This window comes from Fibrisoma montanum (genome assembly GCF_003583365.1).
Classification (GTDB): Bacteria; Bacteroidota; Bacteroidia; order Cytophagales; family Spirosomataceae; genus Fibrisoma; species Fibrisoma montanum.
Window position 1 is genome coordinate 406,519 of sequence record NZ_QXED01000002.1, and the last position, 20,684, is coordinate 427,202.

Genomic DNA, 20,684 nt, shown 5'->3' on the forward strand with positions numbered 1-20,684 from the left:
CCACGGATGATTGATAAAACGTACTAAAACAACAAGGCCCCTGATTTGCGTCAGGGGCCTTGCTGTATGATGGGTATTGATCGCTTTACTGTTTCAGCACCTTAATCACCTGCTGCTGCGTCGACGTAGTAGCCTTGAGGAAATAAATACCGGTCGACGGCCCCAGTTTCAACGAAGCCCGCTGGGTCGATGAGCTTCCATTGATCATGAGCTCACTCAAGGCCTGGCCCTGGCTGTTGAGCGTTTGCAGACGGACCGGCTGACCGGCGGCTCTACGTACCTCAACCTGAACCGTTTCAGAAAGGGTCGGATTGCCCAGCACCGACAGGCTCAGGGGTGACTCCAGGTCTGCCGCACCCCGACGGCTGTTGGCGCTCGGACAGGCCGCCAGCCAGTTGAATGGGTACGTAGTAGCTCCCGGCGTTCCGGCCTGCTCAGCCCGCAGCGTTACGGTCGGGTTGTCGGTGTACAACGTCAGGGTATACGGGCCTGATGCCGTGGTCGGCAACGACTCGTTTACGACCGAGAACGTAACAGCCTGCCCGTTCAGCCCCGAATACTGGGGCGTAAACGTTACGGTACGTTGGGACGGCGTCACCGTGGTGCAGCTAACGCCCGTTACGGCCGTGATGGCAAACGTACCCGAAGGCGTCGGCGTTGGGCCGGTAGCGCAGGCCTGGCGGAAATTCCAGACGGCGTACGTTGTACGGGTTGCCTGATCCTGAATGGCCAGTGTGTTCTGGTTCGCATCGAACGAATACGTATACGGCGTTCCTAACTGACCATTTGCCGTAACCCCGTTGATGAACAGCGGAGGCACACCCGGCGTGTAGGACCCGTCTTTGTTGCCGACCACAAAGTCAACCCCTGTCAGCGTTGATTCGGTGTATTTACAGGTGAAACTGGTGATGGCGAGCAGCGAGGCATTTTGCACGTAGTCTCTCAACCAGACGAGCGCAGGGCGTTCGGCGCCGTTTTCGAAGGCAATGAAGGCGCCCTGAGCCGTTCGCCAGTGGCCAGGCCGGTAACCCCAGAGCGATATACCTTTCACGGCCGGGTGCTCCCAGAAAATCGGAAAAACACGCTGGTATTCCTGCAGCTGGATTTCATCCGTCGCCCCATCGATGTCAAACTCGGTGATATAGATAGGTAAGCCAGTTGCTGCAAACAGGTTGAGGTTCGCCCGAAGGGCATCCGCCGACGCGAACCGGGTTGAAAACGCGTGGCTCTGCATACCGATAGCATCAATCAGGTTTTCGGCTTTCAGCAGGTTAACAATCGTCAGATACCGCTGGCTGTTGGCGTTGTTGGCTTCAACGTTGTAGTCGTTGAGCATCAGCTTGGTCGTCTTCGGGAAATACTCGCGGGCCAGTCGGAAGGAGGTCAGGATCCAGTCCCAGCCGGTTGTACCGCTGCCGCCCAGCGCGTTGATGTAATTACCACCACCGCTGCCCGGCTGGTTTGGCGGATCGTTGGTCGGTTCATTGACGACTTCCACAATATCAATGGCGGGGTAGCGCTGCGCCACGGCCGCGAACCACTCTTTGATTTCCTCCAACTGCTCGGCCGGCGGCAGGTTTTCGATCCACGAAGGCTGCTGGTTACCCCAGATCAGCACGTGGAAACGGAACGGATAACCGTTGTCTTTGGCCAGTTTATAAGCCGCGTCGAGTTCCGTCCAGTTCATGACATCCCGCGTCGCTTCGACCGATCCCCATTTGCCGGCGTTTTCGGGAACGACCTGGTTCCAGTAGGCCGTAAAGTTGGTGATTTGCGGAGCGCTGTAAACGCCACCCAGCGTTTTAGGCTTGCCCGTTGCAATTGGCGGGCCCGTTGGGGTAAACGGCGGGGGCGGAGGATTGGTCGTGCCCGGTTGACCGTTGTCCAGGTTGGCTACGGTATAGCGAACCCCCACCGGACCAAAAGCGAACTTGTCGAAGTCAAGCCCGTTTTCGCGACTGCCAATCTGGAACGTCTGCGTCAGGTTGCCGGCAGGAACCGTCAGGCGAACCCCGGTGAAGTCGGAGATCCGTACCCATTTCCAGGTGCTGTTGCCGGCGGTGCCATTCCCCTCGACGTAGGCTGTCAGAGCCGTGAAGCCTGCCGAGGCCAGCCCATTCGCCAGGGCCCAGTCGTTGCTGTTCGTCGCCGACTTGCTGCCGAACGAATTAGCCTGGTAGAAACTATCGTCGTTGAAACCACCGGCGCCTACCCGAACGCGGGCGTAGAGTTCATACGTACCAGCGGCAGGAAACGTGACGGTGTACGAAAGGATCCGGCTGGCTGTGCCTGGATTCTGGGTAGCGGCAAAGTCGGCCACAACACGCACAAATTGAGTCCCTGATTCGTTCAGGGTGCTAAATACCGGCGGGTCGGCCGGCGGAATGGTACCGGATTCCGCCTGGACGGTAATTGGCTCATTCTGAGCTAGTGAGACAAAAGAGAGACTGGTGATCAGCCCCAGGGTAAGTAACGTAGTTTTTCTTAACATAAGTGGTAAAGGAATAAAAGGTTGCACGTCGAGAGAACCGTTTTGAACCAACGGATCAAATTTGTAATGAGTAAAAGGCAATGCAATCGGTATCAACGAGTACCTGATTGACAGGCACCCAATTGAAAAAGTAAGAAGCGCTGATCAGCAAGAATGTGAGTGTAATTAAGGTGCCATAAATATAGGACAGATCATTGTTAACTTGCAATCGATTGCATAAGATTTTATATAAAAATTTGGTTTTTATAAAGTTGTATAGACCAGAAGCGCATAAGGAGAGCCGTTGATGTAGAGCAAGGCAGTACATTTGGCCAGGAAAACAGGAAATTTGTATCATTCACCCATCGCTATGCAACGTACCATTGCCGTAATCGGGGCAACCGGCATGCTCGGCCGACCCGTAACTGACCAGTTTATTAAAGCTGGATTTACCGTTCGTATCGTGGCCCGTGATGTGGTCAAAACCCGGCGGCAGTTTCCGCAGACGGAGGTAGTTCCCGGCGATCTGGCAAATCCGGCCAGTTTGGTCGATGCACTGCGGGACGTGGATGTGGTTTATCTGAACCTGTCGGTGAAGCAGGATGAGAAGCCTGCCGATTTTCATACCGAAACCGACGGATTAACCAACCTGATTCAGGTAGCCAGGCAGGTGGGGGTGAAACGTATCGGGTATCTGTCGTCGATCATCATGCGCTACCAGGGTACCAACGGGTTCCACTGGTGGGTGTTTGACATCAAACAGGAGGCCGTGCGGCTGATCAAAACGTCCGGGATTCCGTACAGTATTTTTTATCCGTCCTGCTTCATGGACAGCCTGTTCTACACCCAGAAACAAGGCAGCCGGATTCTGATGGCCGGGCGGTCGCCGGTGCGGCCGTGGTACGTAGCGGGGAGCGATTACGGCCGGCAGGTGGCGAAGGCGTTTCAGAAGGCCGCCGATGGTCAGAATCAGGAATACGTCATTCAGGGTCCAGAAGCCCTGACCCAGCACGAAGCCGCCGAACGGTTCGTTGCCGCCTACCCGAAGGAAAAGCTGACCGTTACGACGGCTCCGCACTGGATCATGCGCCTGGCAGGTACATTCGCAAGGCAGATGGACTACGGTGCGCACATTACCGAAGCCCTGAACAAGTACCCGGAAGAATTTGAGGCCGGCGCTACCTGGGCCGATCTGGGCGAGCCCCGAACCACAATAGAGCAATTTGCCAAATCACTTTGAGTGGAAAAAGGCACTCAACCGGCTACCACATGGCGATTATCCCGGATGACATCCAGTTGGCCGATAAGCCCATCGGTAGCCAGTTCGTAGTGAACAAGTTCGCCAATGTCCAGGCCTCTCCGGCGTTGTAGGTAATAACCAGTTTATCGATAGTAGCCTGGGGGTAGCACATCAGTACAGGCCGTCGATGGACAGATAGCGCTCGCCGGTATCGTAGCAGAATGTCAGAATGCGGCTGCCGGCCGGAAGGTCCGGGAGTTTTTTGTGCACAGCCGCCAGCGAGGCCCCCGACGAAATGCCGATGAAAATGCCTTCTTCCCGGGCCGCCCGCTGCGCCCAGGTAAACGCTTCCTCCTTACTGACCTGGATCGTGCCGTCGAGAACGTCGGTATGCAGGTTATTGGGGATGAATCCGGCTCCAATGCCCTGAATGGGATGCGGTCCGGGCGCCCCTCCACCGATAACGGGCGAGAGTTCCGGCTCCACGGCGTAGGTTTTCAGGTTCGGAAATCGCTCTTTCAGTACCTCGGCAACACCCGTGATATGTCCGCCGGTACCAACGCCGGTGATCAGGGCATCAAAACCTTCCGGAAAATCGTTCAGAATCTCCTGGGCCGTCGTACGCTTGTGAATGGCAATGTTGGCCGGGTTGTCGAACTGCTGCGGCATCCATGCATTGGGCATGGCCGATACCAGTTCGTGCGCCCGGGCGATGGCTCCTTTCATGCCCAGTTCGCGGGGAGTCAGGTCGAACTCGGCTCCGTAAGCGGCCATGATGCGTCGGCGCTCAACCGACATCGATTCAGGCATGACCAGAATTAGTTTGTAGCCCTTCACGGCCGCGACCATAGCCAGACCAATACCGGTATTGCCCGACGTCGGTTCAACGATGGTGCTGTCGGACGTAAGCACCCCCCGCTGTTCGGCGTCTTCGATCATGGCCAGTGCAATGCGGTCTTTAATGCTGGCACCCGGGTTCGCCCGTTCGAGTTTCATCCAGACCTCATGGCCCGGATATAAGCGATTGAGCCGGACATGGGGCGTCTGGCCAATGGTTTCTAGAATCGTGTTGGCTTTCATGGGAGAAGAAAACGCCGGCCACGAGTTAACGTATCGCTAACCGGTAGCCGGCATTTGTTAAATCACAAAATTAATGGGCTCGGAGTCTTCCAGGGATTTCAGTCTGACCTCAGTCTGGTGCTGATTGTACACCAAGGAGTAGGGCTCAACGCTTTCGGTCAGCCAGACGTTGCCGCCAATAACCGAATCGTGACCCACGACCGTCCGACCGCCCAGAATGGTCGCGTTGGCATAGATAACAACGTTGTTTTCAATCGTCGGGTGGCGTTTTTTCTGCGCCATTGATTTGGCTACGTGCGTGGCTCCGAGCGTAACGCCCTGGTAGATCTTCACATTGTCGCCAATCACGGTGGTCTCACCAACGACAACGCCCGTACCGTGGTCGATAAAGAACGAGCGTCCGATTGTAGCCCCGGGGTGAATGTCGATCCCGGTATGCCCATGCGCGTATTCGGTCAGCATCCGGGGAAGGAGCGGCACGTTGAGGTTCAGCAGTTCGTGGGCAATCCGGTACACGGCAATCGCGTAGAAGCCAGGGTAGACGGCAACCACTTCTTCAACACCCACAGCGGCCGGGTCATTGTCCGAAATAGCGTGCGCATCCAGCAGCAGGTGATCGTAGATCGTGGGAAGGCTGTCAAAAAACGCGTCGGCGATGGCCTCGGGGTAGTTGGGCAGATGACCCGACAGCGGCCGCAGCAGGCAAACGAACTGATCGTACAGTTTTTGGTACGTTTCGTCGACGTGTTGCGTAACGGACTGGCATTCCTGCGTAACGGGGAAAAGCAGCCGCATCAGTTCATCAATGAATCGACCGGCATCGGGCCGGGAAGGAAGTTTGTAGCGGTATTGCGCACGCTGGGTGAGCAGATGGTCCAGAAAAGACGACTTATCGGTTGTCATGAGGCTGTGTTAAAAAATCGTTGCGAAGAACGAAGAAGGTTGTACGCATCGTTTTAGGATAGTGGAACGGGTGCCCCGTTGTGAGGAGGATCAACAACATCGTCCGCTGCTCGTCGTCAGGTCTTTTCTCATACGTTGCAGGCAAATATTTCATTTTGAAACAAAAAGTAGGCCGCAAAGTTCGTACGGCAAAACTGGCGTTGAATTTGTTTACGCTTTATCAGCTCAATATATTAACTGGACATGTTAGGCAAAGCACTAATAACGCTTCTTTTTTCACTGGCTGCTACGTCGGGTTTCTCCTGGCTGGTTGCCTGGGCGTGCCGCTCAGACAATACTAAGGAAACAGCGGCAACGGCCACAGCCGCCACCAAAGCTCCGGCGGCTGTACGCGTGGTGGATGCATACCCCAAACTTAAATTTGATGCTCCGGTGGAGTTCACCCACGCCAACGACGGCACAAACCGCGTGTTTGTGGTGGAGCAACCCGGACGAATCCGGGTGTTTGACAATAACGCCAGTACGTCGTCGGCTGGTACATACCTCGATATCCGCAATAAGGTAGCGTACGGTGGCGAAATGGGGCTGCTCGGGCTGGCGTTTCACCCGAAGTTCAGCGAGAACGGCTACTTCTACGTCAACTACACGAAAGACAACCCGCGCGAAACGGTGGTGAGCCGGTTCCAGGCTCCGAAAGGCGCTGCAACCGTTGATCCGGCTACGGAGGTAGTGCTGTTCAAGTTCCGGCAGCCGTATTCCAACCACAACGGCGGCAAGGTGCTGTTCGGGCCGGATGGGTATCTGTACGTCAGCACGGGCGACGGCGGCAGCGGGGGCGACCCGCAGGATAACGGGCAGGACCGTACGAACTGGCTGGGTAAGATCATCCGCGTGGATGTGAACAGTAAGGAAAAAGGCAACTACGGTATCCCCGCCGACAATCCTTTCAAAGACAACAAAGACGGCTACCTGGAAGAAATATACGCGTATGGGCTGCGTAATCCCTGGCGCATCAGCTTCGATGAGGAAGGCCGGCTGTGGGCGGGCGATGTAGGCCAGAACGAAATCGAAGAGGTGGATATCATCACCAAAGGCGGGAATTATGGCTGGCGGGTGAAGGAAGGAAAATCGAACTTTAAGTCGACCAGTAAGAATGCACCCTCTACGTACATTGCGCCGGTCTGGCAGTACTCACACAGCAACGGCGATGTATCGGTGACGGGCGGTACGGTGTATCGCGGGCAGCAGAACCCCTCCCTGAAAGGTAAATACGTGTATGCCGATTACGCCAGCGGTCGGGTGTGGACGTTGACGCCCAAGGGTAATGAAGCTACCAACAATCAGGAGATCATCAGCCGCGCGGGTACAATTTCGGCTTTTGGCGAAGACCAGAAAAATGAACTGTATCTCTGCAATCACGGCGAAGGAAAAATCCTGAAACTGGCTTCCAACTAGTCTGTTCCGCCCTACGTTCTGACAACACCCCGGCAACAAAAACGAGCCTATACATTCACAGCCCGGCCAGATGGTCGGGCTTTTTTGCGGTAAAACCCGTAACTTGTCCAGGCTACAAGGCTCATCCTTCCGACTTATGAAATTACTCCTCATTGGCTGGCTGACCGTCTGCCTGGGCGGTCCGGCATTTTCCCAATCGGGCTCGGGCCCCAGCCGCTACTCCATCGAAGACGTACTGTCGGCTCCGTACTGCGCCGGCCTGGTGGGCGAACCGCAGGCCGGTCGGATAGCCTGGGTCAGTGCGCAGGAGGGTATACGAACGGTATTCGTACACAACGTGCGATCGGGTCAGACAACAGCACTCACCAATTACCAGACCGACGATGGGCAGGACATCAGCGACCTGCACATCTCGGCCGATGGGCGCTGGCTGGCGTTTGTGCGGGGTGGGGCCAAAAACAGCGAGGGAGTAAGCCCCAATCCAACGAGTAGTCCAGCCGGGGCCGAGCAGGCTGTTTACCTCTTACCCACCGATGGCAGCCGAGCGCCGGTGCGGGTGTCGCCCGGTAACCAGCCGGTCTTTTCGCCTACGGGCAAACGGCTGTTGTTTGTGCAGGGCGGTCAGGTGTATCTGGCGGAGATTCCCGGCCTGTCGGCCGACAAACCAGTCAATGCACCCGTGCGGCTCTTTACGGCCCGGGGGAGTCAGTCGGACGTAACCTGGTCGCCGGATGGCGGGCGGGTCTTGTTTTCGAGCGTTCGGGGCTATCACAACTTTATTGGCGTGTATGACCTCAGCCGGAAAGTCATTACGTGGCTTGCGCCGGGCGTCGACCGGGATCAATCGCCGGTATGGTCGCCGGATGGAAGTCAGGTTGCTTTTATTCGGGTGCCGGGCAAGAAACACGGCGAAATGGAGAATGTACAGGGGGGACACCGATTCGCGATCTGGGTAGCCGACGTAGCCACGGGCGAAGGCCGGACGCTTTGGCAATCGCCCGCCGACGATGGCGGATTTGCTCAGGATTACCCCGCTGAGCCGCTGCGCTGGACGGCATCCAACAAATTGCTGTTCTTTTCCGAACACGAGGGCTGGATGCACCTGTATGCCCTGTCGCCAACGGGCGGGAAGCTCACGGACATGACACCCGGCGCGGCCGAAGCCGAAGAAACGGCTGTGCCGGCCGATGGTCGCTACGTATACTACAGCACCAATCTGAACGATATTGACCGGCGGCACATCTGGCGGGTTGCGCTGACCGATGCTGGACCCGTAACGCCCGAACCGCTCACGACCGGTACCGGCATAGAAACCGATCCTGTCGTGGTGGGCGATCAGTTGTTTTACCGGTCGGCATCGTGGAATCGGTCGACAGGTATTGCGAAACGTAGGGTAGGGGACTCCAGCCAGACGCTGCTGTTTCCAGCCGAACCGGCTCCGCGTTTTCCGACGATGGCGCTGACGGAGCCGAAACAGATCGTTTTCAAAGCCGCCGATGGGGTAGAGGTTCACGCCCAGCTCTTTCTGCCCAATTCCACATCCCAGACGCCCCGTCCGGCTCTGGTGTTTATGCACGGCGGCCCCATGCGGCAGATGCTGCTGGGCTGGCATTACCGGGGCAGTTACTACGCCAACGCATACGCCATGAATCAGTATCTGGCCAGTCAGGGCTACGTCGTGCTATCGGTGAACTACCGGGCGGGCATTGGCTACGGTCGCGCGTTTCGGCGGGCCGACCGGCAGGGACCGCGCGGAGCCTCCGAATACCAGGATATTCTGGCCGCGGCCAAATACCTGCAAAGTCGCCCTGATGTGAACCCGCTTAAAATCGGTCTGTGGGGCGGGTCGTACGGCGGCTACCTGACGGCGCTGGGTTTGGCTCGCAATTCCGATCTGTTTGCCTGCGGGGTGGATATTCACGGCGTTCACGACTGGGCCTGGCGCGGCAATCACTTTTCGCCCGGTGGCGGCTGGGCTATCGGTGAGGCTGAAGCTAAAGTTGCGTTTGAATCGTCGCCGGCGTTCAACCTCGATTTCTGGCGGTCGCCGTGCCTGTTCGTCCACGCCGACGATGACCGGAACGTGACCTTTGCTGAAACTGTCGATCTGGTGCAGAAACTTCGCGACAAGGGCGTACCAACGGAAGTCCTGATCTTCCCGGACGACGTGCATAGCTTTCTGTTACACAAAAACTGGGTTCGTACGTACCAGGCGCTGGACGTTTTCTTCCGAAAGCACCTGATGAGTCAGCCGGAGAAACCTTTAACCAGTGAAAAATAAGATGCTGACCGCGTTCATGAACAGTCCGCTTGGCCCCGTCCGGATTACCGGCGACGAGCAGGGCGTAGCGGCTATCTCCTGCGTGGTTGTTACGTTGCCGGACCCCATACCCGACGTACCTGAGCCGTTGCAGGCGGCCGTTCGGCAACTAACCGAGTACTTTGCGGGAACGCGGCAGACCTTCGACTTCGCCCTCAACCCGTCGGGTACGGTGTTTCAGCAGAAAGTCTGGCAGGCCCTGCTCGACGTACCGTTCGGCACTACGCTGTCGTACCTGGCTTTGACCCGTCGAATCGGCGATGAGAAGGCCATCCGGGCGGTGGCGGCTGCCAATGGGAAGAATCCGCTGTGGATTGTCGTACCGTGCCACCGCATCATCGGCTCCAACGGCAGCCTGACGGGCTACGCGGGCGGGTTGTGGCGCAAACAGTGGCTATTGACGCATGAAGGCGTCCGACCGGGGGCAAACCAGGGGCAGTTAAGCTTGTTTTGATGCCTGTCGGCCGGCAGGTAAAGTAATTGACCATCAGCCTGAACAGGCAGTTACCCTTTGAGCAAGAGCTGGACGTGTCCGGCTGTTCAGGCGCACGGAAGGCGGTTCTGTCGTTTTCGTCGGGAAGAAGCCGAACACTGCCTGCTGCGTCAGGCTGCGATGTATCAACTGTATCAACGAGCACATGATTTCAGGAGCCATTTCTTCAGACCAGTCGATCTGGAAACGGATCGGCCAGTTCATCTACCTCATCCTTGCCATCTCCGGCATTTTACTCGATAGAATTACCCCCCTGCGGGTGTTGCTCTGGACGCTGATCGCAGCTAACATTTTGTTTCTCTGGTTTTTCAAAGATTGGGTAACGCTGGAGGCTGTCATCCTCTTTTTCGTAGCCATGTTCGTGATCCGTTACGCCATGCTGTTTGGGTCGTTCGGGCAAAAGGGGCTGGCCCCGTGGCTTATTCATCGGTTTGGAGAAAAACAGGGCTACGCGTATTACGAAAACCTGACGGCATTTTTGTTTTTTTACCGGGGCACCAGCTTCAATCTCTTGGTCGAATACACGGCCGACAGCCTGCTGATCCCGCTCTGGCTGGAACCCTGGGCTACCGGTCTGGCGCTGGTTGGTATGATCGGTGCATCCATCATCAACCTCTGGGCAACAGCCATCGTCGGGATTGATGTGTACTACTACAAAGACATGTTTCTGGGACGGGCTGTGGGTAAATTTGAAGTACGTGGCCCGTTCCGGTATTTCAGCAATCCGATGTACGGCATCGGGCAGTGCAATGCCTACGGGGCGGCTCTTTATTACGGCTCAGTGTGGGGGTTGCTCGGTACGTTGCTCAATCAGGTTCTGATGTACGTGTTCTATTTCAGGTTTGAGAAACCCCACATCAAGCGATTATTTGCCGGGTCAGATGCATCCCTTCCGGCTAATTTGTAACTTGTAAACAGATTCCACCGTATCAAAAACCGAAACAGTTAAACCCCTATTTGCTGTCTGTGAACTGGATTAAAGACCTAAAACCCATTCATTGCCTGGTTCTGCTTTGCCTGTTGCTGTCGGGATGTTTTCGGCGGTTCCAGATGACCGAGCGTGAGGTCCGGGCTCATTATGCTGGCCGTTCGGTGAAGCCCCGGTTTCATACCCTGGAAACCGATAGTACCAAACTGTTCGTCGCCAGTATCGGGGCTGATACGTTGCCGCCCCTGCTGCTGATTCACGGTGCGCCCGGAGCCTGGTATGGGTACCTTCGCATGCTGGACGACAGCCTGTTGCAGCAGCGCTACCACATCCTGTCGATTGAACGGCCGGGCTACGGAAAGTCGCGGAAAAGGCGCCGGGCCGTTACGTCCATTAATCAGCAGGCCGCGTGCATCAGCCAGGCCCTGAGCCTGAACTGCTCCCGGAAACCAGCCGTCGTGCTGGGCCGATCTTACGGCGCACCCATTGCCGCGCGGCTGGCTACCCTGCACCCCGACCGGGTTGGCCATCTGTATCTCGTTTCGGCGGCTATTGACCCGGATAAAGAAAAATTCTTCTGGTTTTCGGGCTGGGGGCGGATGCCGTTCGTAAAGCTGTTTCTGCCCCGCTCGCTGAACATCGCAACGGCCGAGAAGTATAGCCACGCGGCAGAGCTGCGCCAGCTGCTGCCCTGCTGGACGCAGCTCTGCATGCCCGTTACGGTGATGCAGGGCGGTAAGGACTGGATTATTGACCCCGGTAACTTTGATTTTGCCCGGCGCGTACTGGCCAATACGGACGCTCGGTTCATTTATCTGCCCGATGCCGGGCACGTGATTACCAGCTCGCACCACGACCTGGTCGAGGAGTTGCTGCTGAATACGGCCGATAGTCTGTACCAGCAGTCTGCACTCAGCGCGCGTCGGCCCTGATTGGCAGAATGGCCGGGCTGTAACACGCGGTCGACTGGTTCAGGGGTGTAAAAAACTGAACGTACGATTCTGGTAATACGGCAGCTTCACGTGTTTCTCAATCTCCGAAAACGACTGATAGGGTGCCGTGGCAATCAGGGAATTGATCAGCCAGACGGGAATGTCGCCCCCCGGATCAACCTCGAAAAAATAGTCGATCTGAAGCCGGTTGGTACCAATTTGCTGAATTTGCCATTGTGATCGCCATCTGGGTATACGGACTACCCCTTTCTTTTCCGGCACCAGGCCCGGTACGTTGTCGGCTTTGATGTAGACGGTGCCGGTCGTCTTATCCTGGCTCAGTACCATGTGCATCACGACGTCCCGGTCCGATGCGGGCCAGGGCAGGGCTGACCGATGGTAGTAATACAACTCCCGGTCGCTGACCCGCCGGATCACGTAGGCGTCTACGGTCCGGGCCATGATTTCCCGGTAGTGTTCGATCCCGGAAACGTACGCAACCAGCTGCGGTACCGTAGCGTTGACTTCGCAGTGAACTTTAACTGCTTTCCGGCGACTGTTGGGGAGCGGGCGCGAATAGACCTGAATGCCGTTTTTCGCTTTTTCCAGTTTCCATCCCGCCGGCTGAGGATTTGATTCCGTGCCTTGTGCCAGCAGACACGCTGAAGACCAAATCGTAAGCGAACAGGCCAGAAGCCAGAATCTCTGCCGGTAGATCAGCATAATCGATGTCGGGTAAACTGGCCGTAGCCGCGGGTGGGTAAGCCCGAAGATAGCTGAAAACGGTCAGATTGTCTGAAAAAGCGGCCATTTCCTACCGTACGTAACCCCAGGCCCGCCGAACGTAAACTCTGAATTTCGGACTGAACCCAGCCTCCTAATTTTGGGCATAACCAAACCCAAATATGTCTACACAAATGAGAACGTTCTTCCTGCTCAGTGCGGTGCTGGTCATCTTCCCGTTCATGGTAGCCACTGCCCAGTCTGCTCTCTCTGACTCCAGTTCCAGTGTCGTTCCATCGTTTTTCCGGCTTTATTTCCTGGAACTTGTCATGCATGAAGCCCGTGGGGGATTCGAAATAGGAACTGCTCCAAAACAGGCCCTCGTGATCGATGGTAGTTACTTCTGGGGCTTTCCGTCGGCGCGGGGGCTGGGTCGCCAGCCCGGATGGGCCATAAAAGCCGATTACCGGTTTTATAAAACAAAACCCAATCGGCGTACACGCTTTTTCTATGGTCCCAACTTAATGTGGAAACAGCAAACCTATGTCTAAGAATACATCAACGGGTTAGCGATCAAAGGGCACCGTTCCGTTGTTGCTCTTAATGTAAAAACGGGGATAGATTTTCCACTGGGCAAGGCTGATCAGCCGCGGCTTGAACTATTTACTGGAGCCGGCTTACGGTTTCAGTCCGTAGGCCAGGAAAGCGAATACAGTTCAAACGTATTGACCCCTTCGAAAGGAGATAAAACGACGATCCGTTTTGTTGGAGACTACACAGGCCCTGACATCATGCCGAACAGATAGTTCGGCATACTGCTGAAGTTCTGAATATACCGGCAAAATGTTTCAGTGATAAGGTCAGCGGGCCGGGCCGGTGCTGAATCGGTCCGCTGGCTCGCCGGGGCGTACCTATTAGTAAATACATTTCAACCGGCGGTTCGGCACCCGTATCTTTCGCATAATCATGCATTATTGTGCCGCTATGATACGTCCAACTATCTACTTCCTCTTTATACTGTTACTGCCCGGTCAGTTGCTGGCCCAATGGAAGCCGCTGGGTCCTTACGGCGGCCCGATTGAGATCCTCGAATCCAACGAGAAGGTGACGCTGGCCTCCGGTCCGACCGGCAGTTTTTTCCGGTCGACCGACGGGGGGAAAAACTGGCAGATCACGACCCAGGGTTTGCCTAACTCGCCCATTACGGCTGCGTTGGTAACGGATTCGCTGATTCTGGTCGGTACCGGTGGTACCGGGGTGTACCGATCAATCAACGGTGGAGTCACCTGGTCAGCGAGTGGTCGTTTTGATGCATCGCGGACCAGCGGGCAGCCCCGGGCCTACGGTTTCCTGCGCGTGGGGCCGTTCCTGTACGCTGCCACGGCGGAGGGCGTGTTCCGCTCGTCGAACAATGGTGTCAACTGGCGCGAGGTCAGCAATGGTCTCTACACCCGCGACGGTATTTTCTCGTTGGTGGCTATTCCGGGCAGCCGGGCGCTTCTGGCCGGTACGGGCCTTGGCATCTACCGTTCCATCGACGACGGTGAAACCTGGGCATTGATACGGTCGCCGATTACATCGGCCAGCCGTAACGCGCTGGAAGGAGACGTGTATGCGCTTGAGCAGGGGGATGGGGTAATTATGGCCGGTTCGTACGGGCAGGGCTTTATTCGCTCGCTCGATCAGGGTACAACCTGGACCGCGTCAAACACCGGTTTGCCGTTCGGTACGTCGGTCTACGTCATTAAAGTAAAAAATGGGGTGGTGTACATCGGAACCGATACCGGCATCTACCGCTCAACCAACAAGGGTACGACCTGGGTGCAGATGGAAAATTTTCCGTCTGATGCGCCCATATCCGGCCTTTCGTTCATTGGAAACTCATTGCTGGCGGCTACGAATAGCGAGGGGCTGTTCCGGACGGACAATGCCGGCCAAAGCTGGACCGAATCAAACGCCGGGCTGCTGGCCGATACCGAACTGCTCGTAACCAGCGGCAATAAACTCTGGTGCGTTTCGGGCGAGAACGTAGTCCGGTCGCTGGACGGAGGCAAGACCTGGAAGATTGTTCGGTACAAGATGACCGCAGATGAGCTGATTCAGGACCTCAAACGCGACGGTAATACGTTGTACCTGACCAACCGGGATCTGTACCGCTCTACCGACGACGGCGACACCTGGCAGAAAGTAAACCAGCCCCTGGCTATTCCGGATGGGGTGTTTCTGACCTCGATCTGGGTAGCTGGCAACGATATTCTGGCTGCGACGCTGAACGATGGCATCTATCGGTCGACGGATGGGGGTCGGGTCTGGCGGGCTTTGTCACGCGATGGGTTACCCACGGCTGCCAACCTTCGCCCTACGTTCATTACCAACGTAAGAAACACCCTGTACGTCGGCTTTTCCTCGGCCGGCCTGTTTCAATCGACCAACAACGGAACAACCTGGGAGCGTGTGAAAGGCATCCGCGAAAATGCCGATGTCTGGACGCTGGCGACCGTAGGCGATACACTTTACGTAGGTACAAACAGCGAGTCGCTATACCGCTCAACGGATAAAGGGCAGACCTGGACGCGGGCCGACAAAGGCATCACATCATCGACGGTTCGGTCTATCCTGCCAACGCCGACCGGTATTTTTGTCGGTACGTTCAAAGGGGTGGGTGTGACGACCACGAAAGCGGCATTCTGGCGACGGTACAACAACGGACTGCCGCTGCTGCAGGCCAGCCGCGAAAACGTAGCGGCCGAAGACCTGCGCATGTTTCCGCTGACGACGGAGAACAACCAGTTGTATGGCTCAACGCTGTATGGCGTCTGGACGCGTCCCCTGAATGAGCCGCCCTATATCACACCGGAGCCGGTCGTATCGACCACCTGTGTCAACGGGCTGATTCAGATCCGGTACCGCATCAGCGATACGTTCGAGGAGAAAAACCAGTTCACTATTCAGGTGTCGGGGCCGGATGGGGTGTACTCGACTACGCTCATTACGCCGTTGGCAGGCTGTGCTTCGCCGGGACAGGCAACGGATCAGGGGTTCTTTGGGTGCCCGATTGATTTGCGGATGCCGACTGGTACGGCCGCCGGCGACAATTACCGCATGCGCATTGTCGCGTCGAGCCCGGCAACACAAAGTACCGATATCCCTATCAAGCTGACGCCGAACCCAATCCCGTCAAAACCGGTGATAAAAGTGGACAGCTCAAAACTTACGACAGTCGATGCGGCTTTTGCGTACCAGTGGCTGCTCAACGACCGGCCCGTTCCGGGGGCTACCAGCCGTATCTTTGACCCCAGAAACTTCCCGGGAATTTATGCCGTTCGGGTGGCCAATGAATGTACCGGCACCGCCGTGTCGGATCAGCTGGCCTACCTCATTACAGCCACCGAACCGACGTTCGATGATGAGGTGAGTGTTTTCCCGAACCCCGCCGACGATGCCCTGACGGTTCAGCTGCCCCGGGCGGTGAAAGGAACCCGGCTGCGGCTGCTCCGGCCCGACGGAGCGTTGCTGAACGAACAGACGACCGCGACTACGCAGCATAAACTGTCGATCGGTGCATTACCGGCCGGTTTGTATCTGCTTCAGGTCAAACAGGGCGACCGGCAGACCGTGAAACGGGTTCTGAAAAAATAGCCTCTGACGCAATCTGTAAAGCCAGGCCCCGCCGAATACATCAGCGTATTTGGCGGGGCCTGTTGATTTGTTACCGGACTACTTACCTGGAAGCCCCCAGATTTCGCGGCAACTGCCGATGGATTTGGAAACAACAATAGGAACCGTTAGTTCGTCCAGGACCGTGCGGTCTGCCAACTGATCGGGTTGTAACGTACGGGTTGGCGAGTAGGGACTGGTCGAGGTTAGGGTATTCGTGAGGATAAACGCTACGGGCAGCACGTATTTGCCAACGTGTTCAGGTTTTAAAACCGGTAGTTTTCGCAATCCCTGTTTGACGGCCTGATCGAAGCCGTAGTCGTCGTTTTCGGGACCAAGCGATGTGATGTTAATTACGTCCCCGCGTTCGGTCAGCTCAAAGCCGATGTACACGCGACCGTAAGCACCGGCGTTCCACGCACGGCTGGGGTAATTGATGCGGTTGCGCAGCGTCTGCATGAACACCGGCTCAGTGCTCAGGGCGGGTTTATTAACGGACGTGGCGGCTGTGAGCGTGTCATAATACGCCAATGCGCTGATAACCGTTTCGGTTGTAAGAGTGGTGGGAATACGTTCGGCCAGTTTTTCGGCCTGATCGTACAACACATTCAAAAGCGAAGAGCGAGTCAGGTCAATCGGCTCTGGTTGGGCGTCTCCTTTCTGGATATAGTATATTTTCCGAGTCTGATACGAGCCATCGAACACATTGCCTTTGCCAAAGGCATCGGCAACTCTTGTTGTAACCAGGTGCCGCTGTACGTTTAGCAGCAACTTGGTCCGCCCGTTGTTCAGCACCGCCAGATAACCGCGACCGACCGAACCGGGTTGTCGTCGGGTAAACAATAATCCATTAATGCTGAAGGATTCAGGAGTTGCCACGCGATTTGTCGAGCTTCCATTCAGCCGGTAGTATACTTTCTGATCAACTAAACTGTAAGCAAGCTGGCACGTAATGGGCTGGCCTGACTGGTCTATCCAGATGGTGCCCTGCTGCCACATCGGATACGTGAAATATTCGCTGCCGAGGTAAACCGTTTGCTTGTGGTACGATTTGATTTCGTTGGGCCGTGATGTAGAGTAAACCTGACAGGTAGTGATGATTCGCCCGGCGGAGTCCTGCGAAACGTCACACTGTCCACTGGCTGAAAGACGGATCAAACATGAAAGCGAAAGCAATAGTACAGTGCGGATCATGGCATAGTGAAATGAAGGTTGACACGGGCAATCAGAACAGCTCAGGTTATCAGCAGGCCCTAGTATCGGCCGATTGCCCTTCAGGGACTAATCTCCTGGCTATTCTATACATTAGGCGAATAGTACAAATAAATCATTAAAAGAGTAAACAGAAAGTCAACTTTTTATGCCCGATACAGAGTAGCGTTTTCAGATCAGATCGGGTTTTGTACCAGACGCTTTATCGTGCTCTTTTTGCGTCTCGTTGAACCGTAATTCCGTTTCACCTGCCTTGCTGCTGGGCCTGGAGGGGCAGGCCATCATCTTTGGGTCAGTAAACAACTTAGCTGATGGCTTACTATGAAAACGGTTAAAAAAATTCTGAAACGATTCGGGCAGGGCCTGCTGGTTCTCCTGCTTCTGATTGGTGGCTTCTGTGCCTACGTTGCCCTGACACCACCGCGTACCTACGATCCACCCGTTGCGCCCGACATTAAAGTAGAGGTGACAGAGGCCCGGATTAAACGGGGCGAAACCATTGCCCAACTACAGTGCATTGCCTGCCACGGCGATAACGACAATCGGCTGACCGGCAAGCACCTGGATGATATTCCGCCCATGTTTGGCAATATCTACTCCCGTAACATCACCCAGGACAAAGAGAAAGGAATCGGCAACTGGACCGACGGCCAGATCATTTATTTTCTGCGCACCGGCATTCGTCCCAACGGTACAACGGCCTTTATGCCGCAATACGGTCTGATGGCCGACGAAGACATCAAGTCGGTGGTGGCGTGGCTGCGGTCCGACCGGTTTCCGGTACAGCCTTCAAAACAGGAAGCCCCGCCGGCCGAGTACAGCTTCGTGGCTAAAATGCTGTTGTGGACCATCATCAAGCCGGGTGAATACCCGCAGCAGACCATTGGACTACCCGACACGACCAAGTCGGCAGCGGTTGGCAAATACATTGCAACGGCCGTTGCGGATTGTTACGGCTGCCACTCGGCCGACTATCTGGATCTGGACAAGCAGAATCCGGAACGGACGAAAGGGTATTTCGGCGGAGGCAGCAAATTCAATGGGGAGGATGGTAAACCCATTCTGTCGGCCAACCTGACCTTCGACGATGAGACCGGCATTGGTAGAAAATACACGAAAGAGCAGTTCATCCGGGCCGTGAAGCACGGCGTTCGGCCCGACGGCTCGGTATTACGTTATCCCATGAGCCCGATGGTGGCGCTGTCGGAAAAGGATATTGCGGCCGTGTACGACTATCTGAAAACGGTACCTAAAGTACGCAACGACATTGCCGGGAAGTCGGCGGAACTGCAACTGGCCGAAAAGTAAGCCCGCTAACCGGGCCGTCAGATACGGGGCTGGCCGGGTGCTGGCTCAAAGGCGGGCAGGTATACAAAGAACGTAGCGCCCTGTCCCGGCTGGCTTTCCGTTGTGATTGCGCCCTGGTGGTTCTGCGTAATCTGACGGACCGTAGCCAGCCCCAGCCCCGCCCCTTCGTACTGCCGACGCCCATGAAGCTTGCGGAACGCCTGGAAAATAAGGTCGGCATCTTGTGGATGAAACCCAATGCCGTTATCGCTGACCTGAATCTGCCACCAACCCGTTGCCTGCGGAACCGTACTGGTGAGATACGTACACGGTTCCGGAAGCTCATCGGGCCGGAGTCGGGTGCTGTCGATCCGGATAATAGGCGGTACATCGGGTCGCCGGAACTTGATGGCATTAGCCAGCAGATTCTGGAAAAGCTGCTCCAGCTGAAACGCACTCCCCAGCACGGTCGGTAAGTTGCCCATCGTGATGGTGGCCTGCTGTTCACTGATCGAAACATCCAGATTCTGCAGAACCTGTAGTAATACGTTCGGCAGAGCAACCGGATTAAACACGTCCCGGGCGTTCGTTATCCGCGAAAACTCAAGCAGACTGTCAATCAACTGCATCAGGCGGGATGAGGCAGTCTGCATGCGTTTCAGCAGGTCCAGGGCTTCGGGAGGCAGGGTTCCGCCATATTGATTGGACAGCAGATCGCCGAACGCCTTGATTTTGCGCAGCGGCTCTTTCATGTCGTGCGATGCTACCGACGCAAAGCGTTCCAGATCGGCGTTGGATCGATACAGCGACTGGTTGGTTTCCCGTAGCAGGGCAGCCTGTTCGGCCAGTTCCAGCTGCTGCTGTTTGAGTCGCGTAATGTCCTGATAAGTGAACAGGACGTACTGATCAGTTTTTACCAGACTGCCCTCCACCCACACGTCGATCTGGTCGCCAAGAAAGCGCCGTTCGACCCGTTGCGACTCACCCGTCAGGCAAACCCGTACCAACTGATCAAAGAAGCCCTGCGCGTAAATGTCGGGAAACAGTTCGGACAGAAGGTGCCCGATCATGTCTTCTACGTTGCGCCCCGTCGTGTGCGCATTGGATGCATTGGTAACGACGTAGCGGAAGTCGATAATGGCACCGGCCGCATCGAGGACCGGTTCGTAAAGGACCAGTCCGGCGGGCGAATTATCCACGATCGTATGCAGTAGCTGGGCCTGTTGCAGCGACTGCTGCCGTAGTCGGCGGGAATCGGTAATATCGAGTGCCGTAATGACCAGCCCTTCGCCCTGTTTCACAACCGATACGTCGACCCATTTGACTGAGTCTCCGATGATATGCTCCCGCTCAAACCGTTGGGGTTCACCCGTCAGCCAGGCCGTTATGTACCTGGTAAACAGGCCCGTAGTCCGGAAATAGGGAAATAGCTGCAGCATGGTCGTTTGCCTGAACTGGTCAGGAGTCAGGTTAACCAGCTCGTGGGCTTTGCGATTCCCCCAGATGTATTGAAAGTCGGCCACTTCGCCGTTTACCAGGATCGGACAGCAATACAGAAAAGCCGAAAGAGTACCTTCCATCAAGGCATCAAGCACATCCAGATAGGGCTGTTGAGTTGGTAAAAGATCAGTACGAGCTTCTACTTTTCTTATGTCAGGCACGGTAGAAATTGACACGATCAATCGTTATTTATTTTAGGTAAAATTTTAACAGGTAGTTACTCAAAAGTAAATATAGGCTACTTTGAGAAAGCGTCAAAATGAATGAAACGAGTACGGGTGTGGTGGGTAACAAAGCTGTTTGGTACTGCATCAACAGGTGGGTAATAAGTAAACATAGCTAAGGTACTATTTTTTTTGTTATTGGTACTTAATGAGTTCTGCGTTGCAAATCGTCTGATCAGACTGGAGACTTCTGGTCAACGTGAGACGTACCGAAGCCGCTGAGCCTTTGTCTGATTCGCAAAAGCGATGTTTGCTTATAC

Annotated in this window: 15 protein-coding genes; 9 read left to right on the top strand and 6 right to left on the bottom strand. The window is 55.8% G+C overall.

Translation table 11 applies throughout. The features are described from left to right. Window positions 1-85: 85 nt before the first annotated feature. Complete coding sequence (locus DYU11_RS07515; protein WP_119667039.1) at window positions 86-2,491, bottom strand: endo-1,4-beta-xylanase; 2,406 nt, start codon at window positions 2,489-2,491, stop codon at window positions 86-88. Between the two features lie 349 nt (window positions 2,492-2,840). On the opposite strand from DYU11_RS07515, the gene DYU11_RS07520 reads away from it, so the two are divergent. After that, window positions 2,841-3,710, top strand: coding sequence for an SDR family oxidoreductase (locus tag DYU11_RS07520; protein ID WP_119667040.1), 870 nt, complete (start codon window positions 2,841-2,843; stop codon window positions 3,708-3,710). A gap of 171 nt (window positions 3,711-3,881) precedes the next feature. On the opposite strand, the gene cysK is transcribed toward DYU11_RS07520, so the two are convergent. Then, entirely contained in the window at window positions 3,882-4,790 is a 909-nt protein-coding gene (gene cysK / locus DYU11_RS07525) for a cysteine synthase A (RefSeq protein WP_119667041.1), read from the bottom strand. A gap of 57 nt (window positions 4,791-4,847) precedes the next feature. Next, the gene (epsC, locus tag DYU11_RS07530; RefSeq protein ID WP_119667042.1) at window positions 4,848-5,693 is read right to left on the bottom strand and encodes a serine O-acetyltransferase EpsC; all 846 of its coding nucleotides are present in this window, start codon (window positions 5,691-5,693) and stop codon (window positions 4,848-4,850) included. Between the two features lie 243 nt (window positions 5,694-5,936). Here epsC and DYU11_RS07535 point away from each other — a divergent pair, with 243 nt between their 5' ends. The 5 genes from DYU11_RS07535 to DYU11_RS07555 all read left to right on the top strand — a co-directional run bounded on the left by DYU11_RS07535 (window position 5,937) and on the right by DYU11_RS07555 (window position 11,821). Continuing rightward, the gene (locus tag DYU11_RS07535; RefSeq protein WP_119667043.1) at window positions 5,937-7,148 is read left to right on the top strand and encodes a PQQ-dependent sugar dehydrogenase; all 1,212 of its coding nucleotides are present in this window, start codon (window positions 5,937-5,939) and stop codon (window positions 7,146-7,148) included. A gap of 136 nt (window positions 7,149-7,284) precedes the next feature. Continuing rightward, window positions 7,285-9,429 (top strand): S9 family peptidase, encoded by a 2,145-nt coding sequence (locus DYU11_RS07540; RefSeq protein ID WP_158600236.1) that lies wholly within the window; start codon window positions 7,285-7,287, stop codon window positions 9,427-9,429. Between the two features lies 1 nt (window position 9,430). Beyond that, window positions 9,431-9,922, top strand: a complete 492-nt coding sequence (locus tag DYU11_RS07545; protein ID WP_119667045.1) for a methylated-DNA--[protein]-cysteine S-methyltransferase — start codon at window positions 9,431-9,433, stop codon at window positions 9,920-9,922. 184 nt (window positions 9,923-10,106) lie between these two features. Then, a complete protein-coding gene (locus DYU11_RS07550) occupies window positions 10,107-10,868 on the top strand; it encodes a PEMT/PEM2 family methyltransferase (protein ID WP_119667046.1) in 762 nt (253 codons plus the stop codon). Window positions 10,869-10,927: 59 nt separating this feature from the next. Continuing rightward, entirely contained in the window at window positions 10,928-11,821 is an 894-nt protein-coding gene (locus tag DYU11_RS07555; protein WP_229365729.1) for an alpha/beta fold hydrolase, read from the top strand. A 39-nt stretch (window positions 11,822-11,860) separates the two neighbouring features. Here the strand turns inward: DYU11_RS07555 and DYU11_RS07560 are convergent, their stop codons facing one another. Then, complete coding sequence (locus DYU11_RS07560) at window positions 11,861-12,544, bottom strand: START domain-containing protein (RefSeq protein WP_119667047.1); 684 nt, start codon at window positions 12,542-12,544, stop codon at window positions 11,861-11,863. A gap of 194 nt (window positions 12,545-12,738) precedes the next feature. On the opposite strand from DYU11_RS07560, the gene DYU11_RS07565 reads away from it, so the two are divergent. Together DYU11_RS07565 and DYU11_RS07570 are read left to right on the top strand one after the other, a co-directional pair. Continuing rightward, on the top strand, window positions 12,739-13,095 hold the full coding sequence (locus DYU11_RS07565; RefSeq protein WP_119667048.1) for a hypothetical protein: 357 nt from the start codon (window positions 12,739-12,741) through the stop codon (window positions 13,093-13,095). A gap of 433 nt (window positions 13,096-13,528) precedes the next feature. Then, entirely contained in the window at window positions 13,529-16,183 is a 2,655-nt protein-coding gene (locus DYU11_RS07570; protein WP_158600237.1) for a DUF6242 domain-containing protein, read from the top strand. Between the two features lie 78 nt (window positions 16,184-16,261). Here the strand turns inward: DYU11_RS07570 and DYU11_RS07575 are convergent, their stop codons facing one another. Next, window positions 16,262-17,359: a TonB family protein gene (locus tag DYU11_RS07575; protein WP_158600238.1), complete on the bottom strand. Its 1,098-nt coding sequence runs from the start codon at window positions 17,357-17,359 to the stop codon at window positions 16,262-16,264. 375 nt (window positions 17,360-17,734) lie between these two features. Between DYU11_RS07575 and DYU11_RS07580 the strand changes: the two genes are divergently transcribed. Beyond that, the gene (locus DYU11_RS07580; RefSeq protein WP_119667051.1) at window positions 17,735-18,721 is read left to right on the top strand and encodes a c-type cytochrome; all 987 of its coding nucleotides are present in this window, start codon (window positions 17,735-17,737) and stop codon (window positions 18,719-18,721) included. Window positions 18,722-18,738: 17 nt separating this feature from the next. Here the strand turns inward: DYU11_RS07580 and DYU11_RS07585 are convergent, their stop codons facing one another. Further along, on the bottom strand, window positions 18,739-20,361 hold the full coding sequence (locus tag DYU11_RS07585; protein ID WP_147367901.1) for a sensor histidine kinase: 1,623 nt from the start codon (window positions 20,359-20,361) through the stop codon (window positions 18,739-18,741). Window positions 20,362-20,684 lie beyond the last annotated feature (323 nt).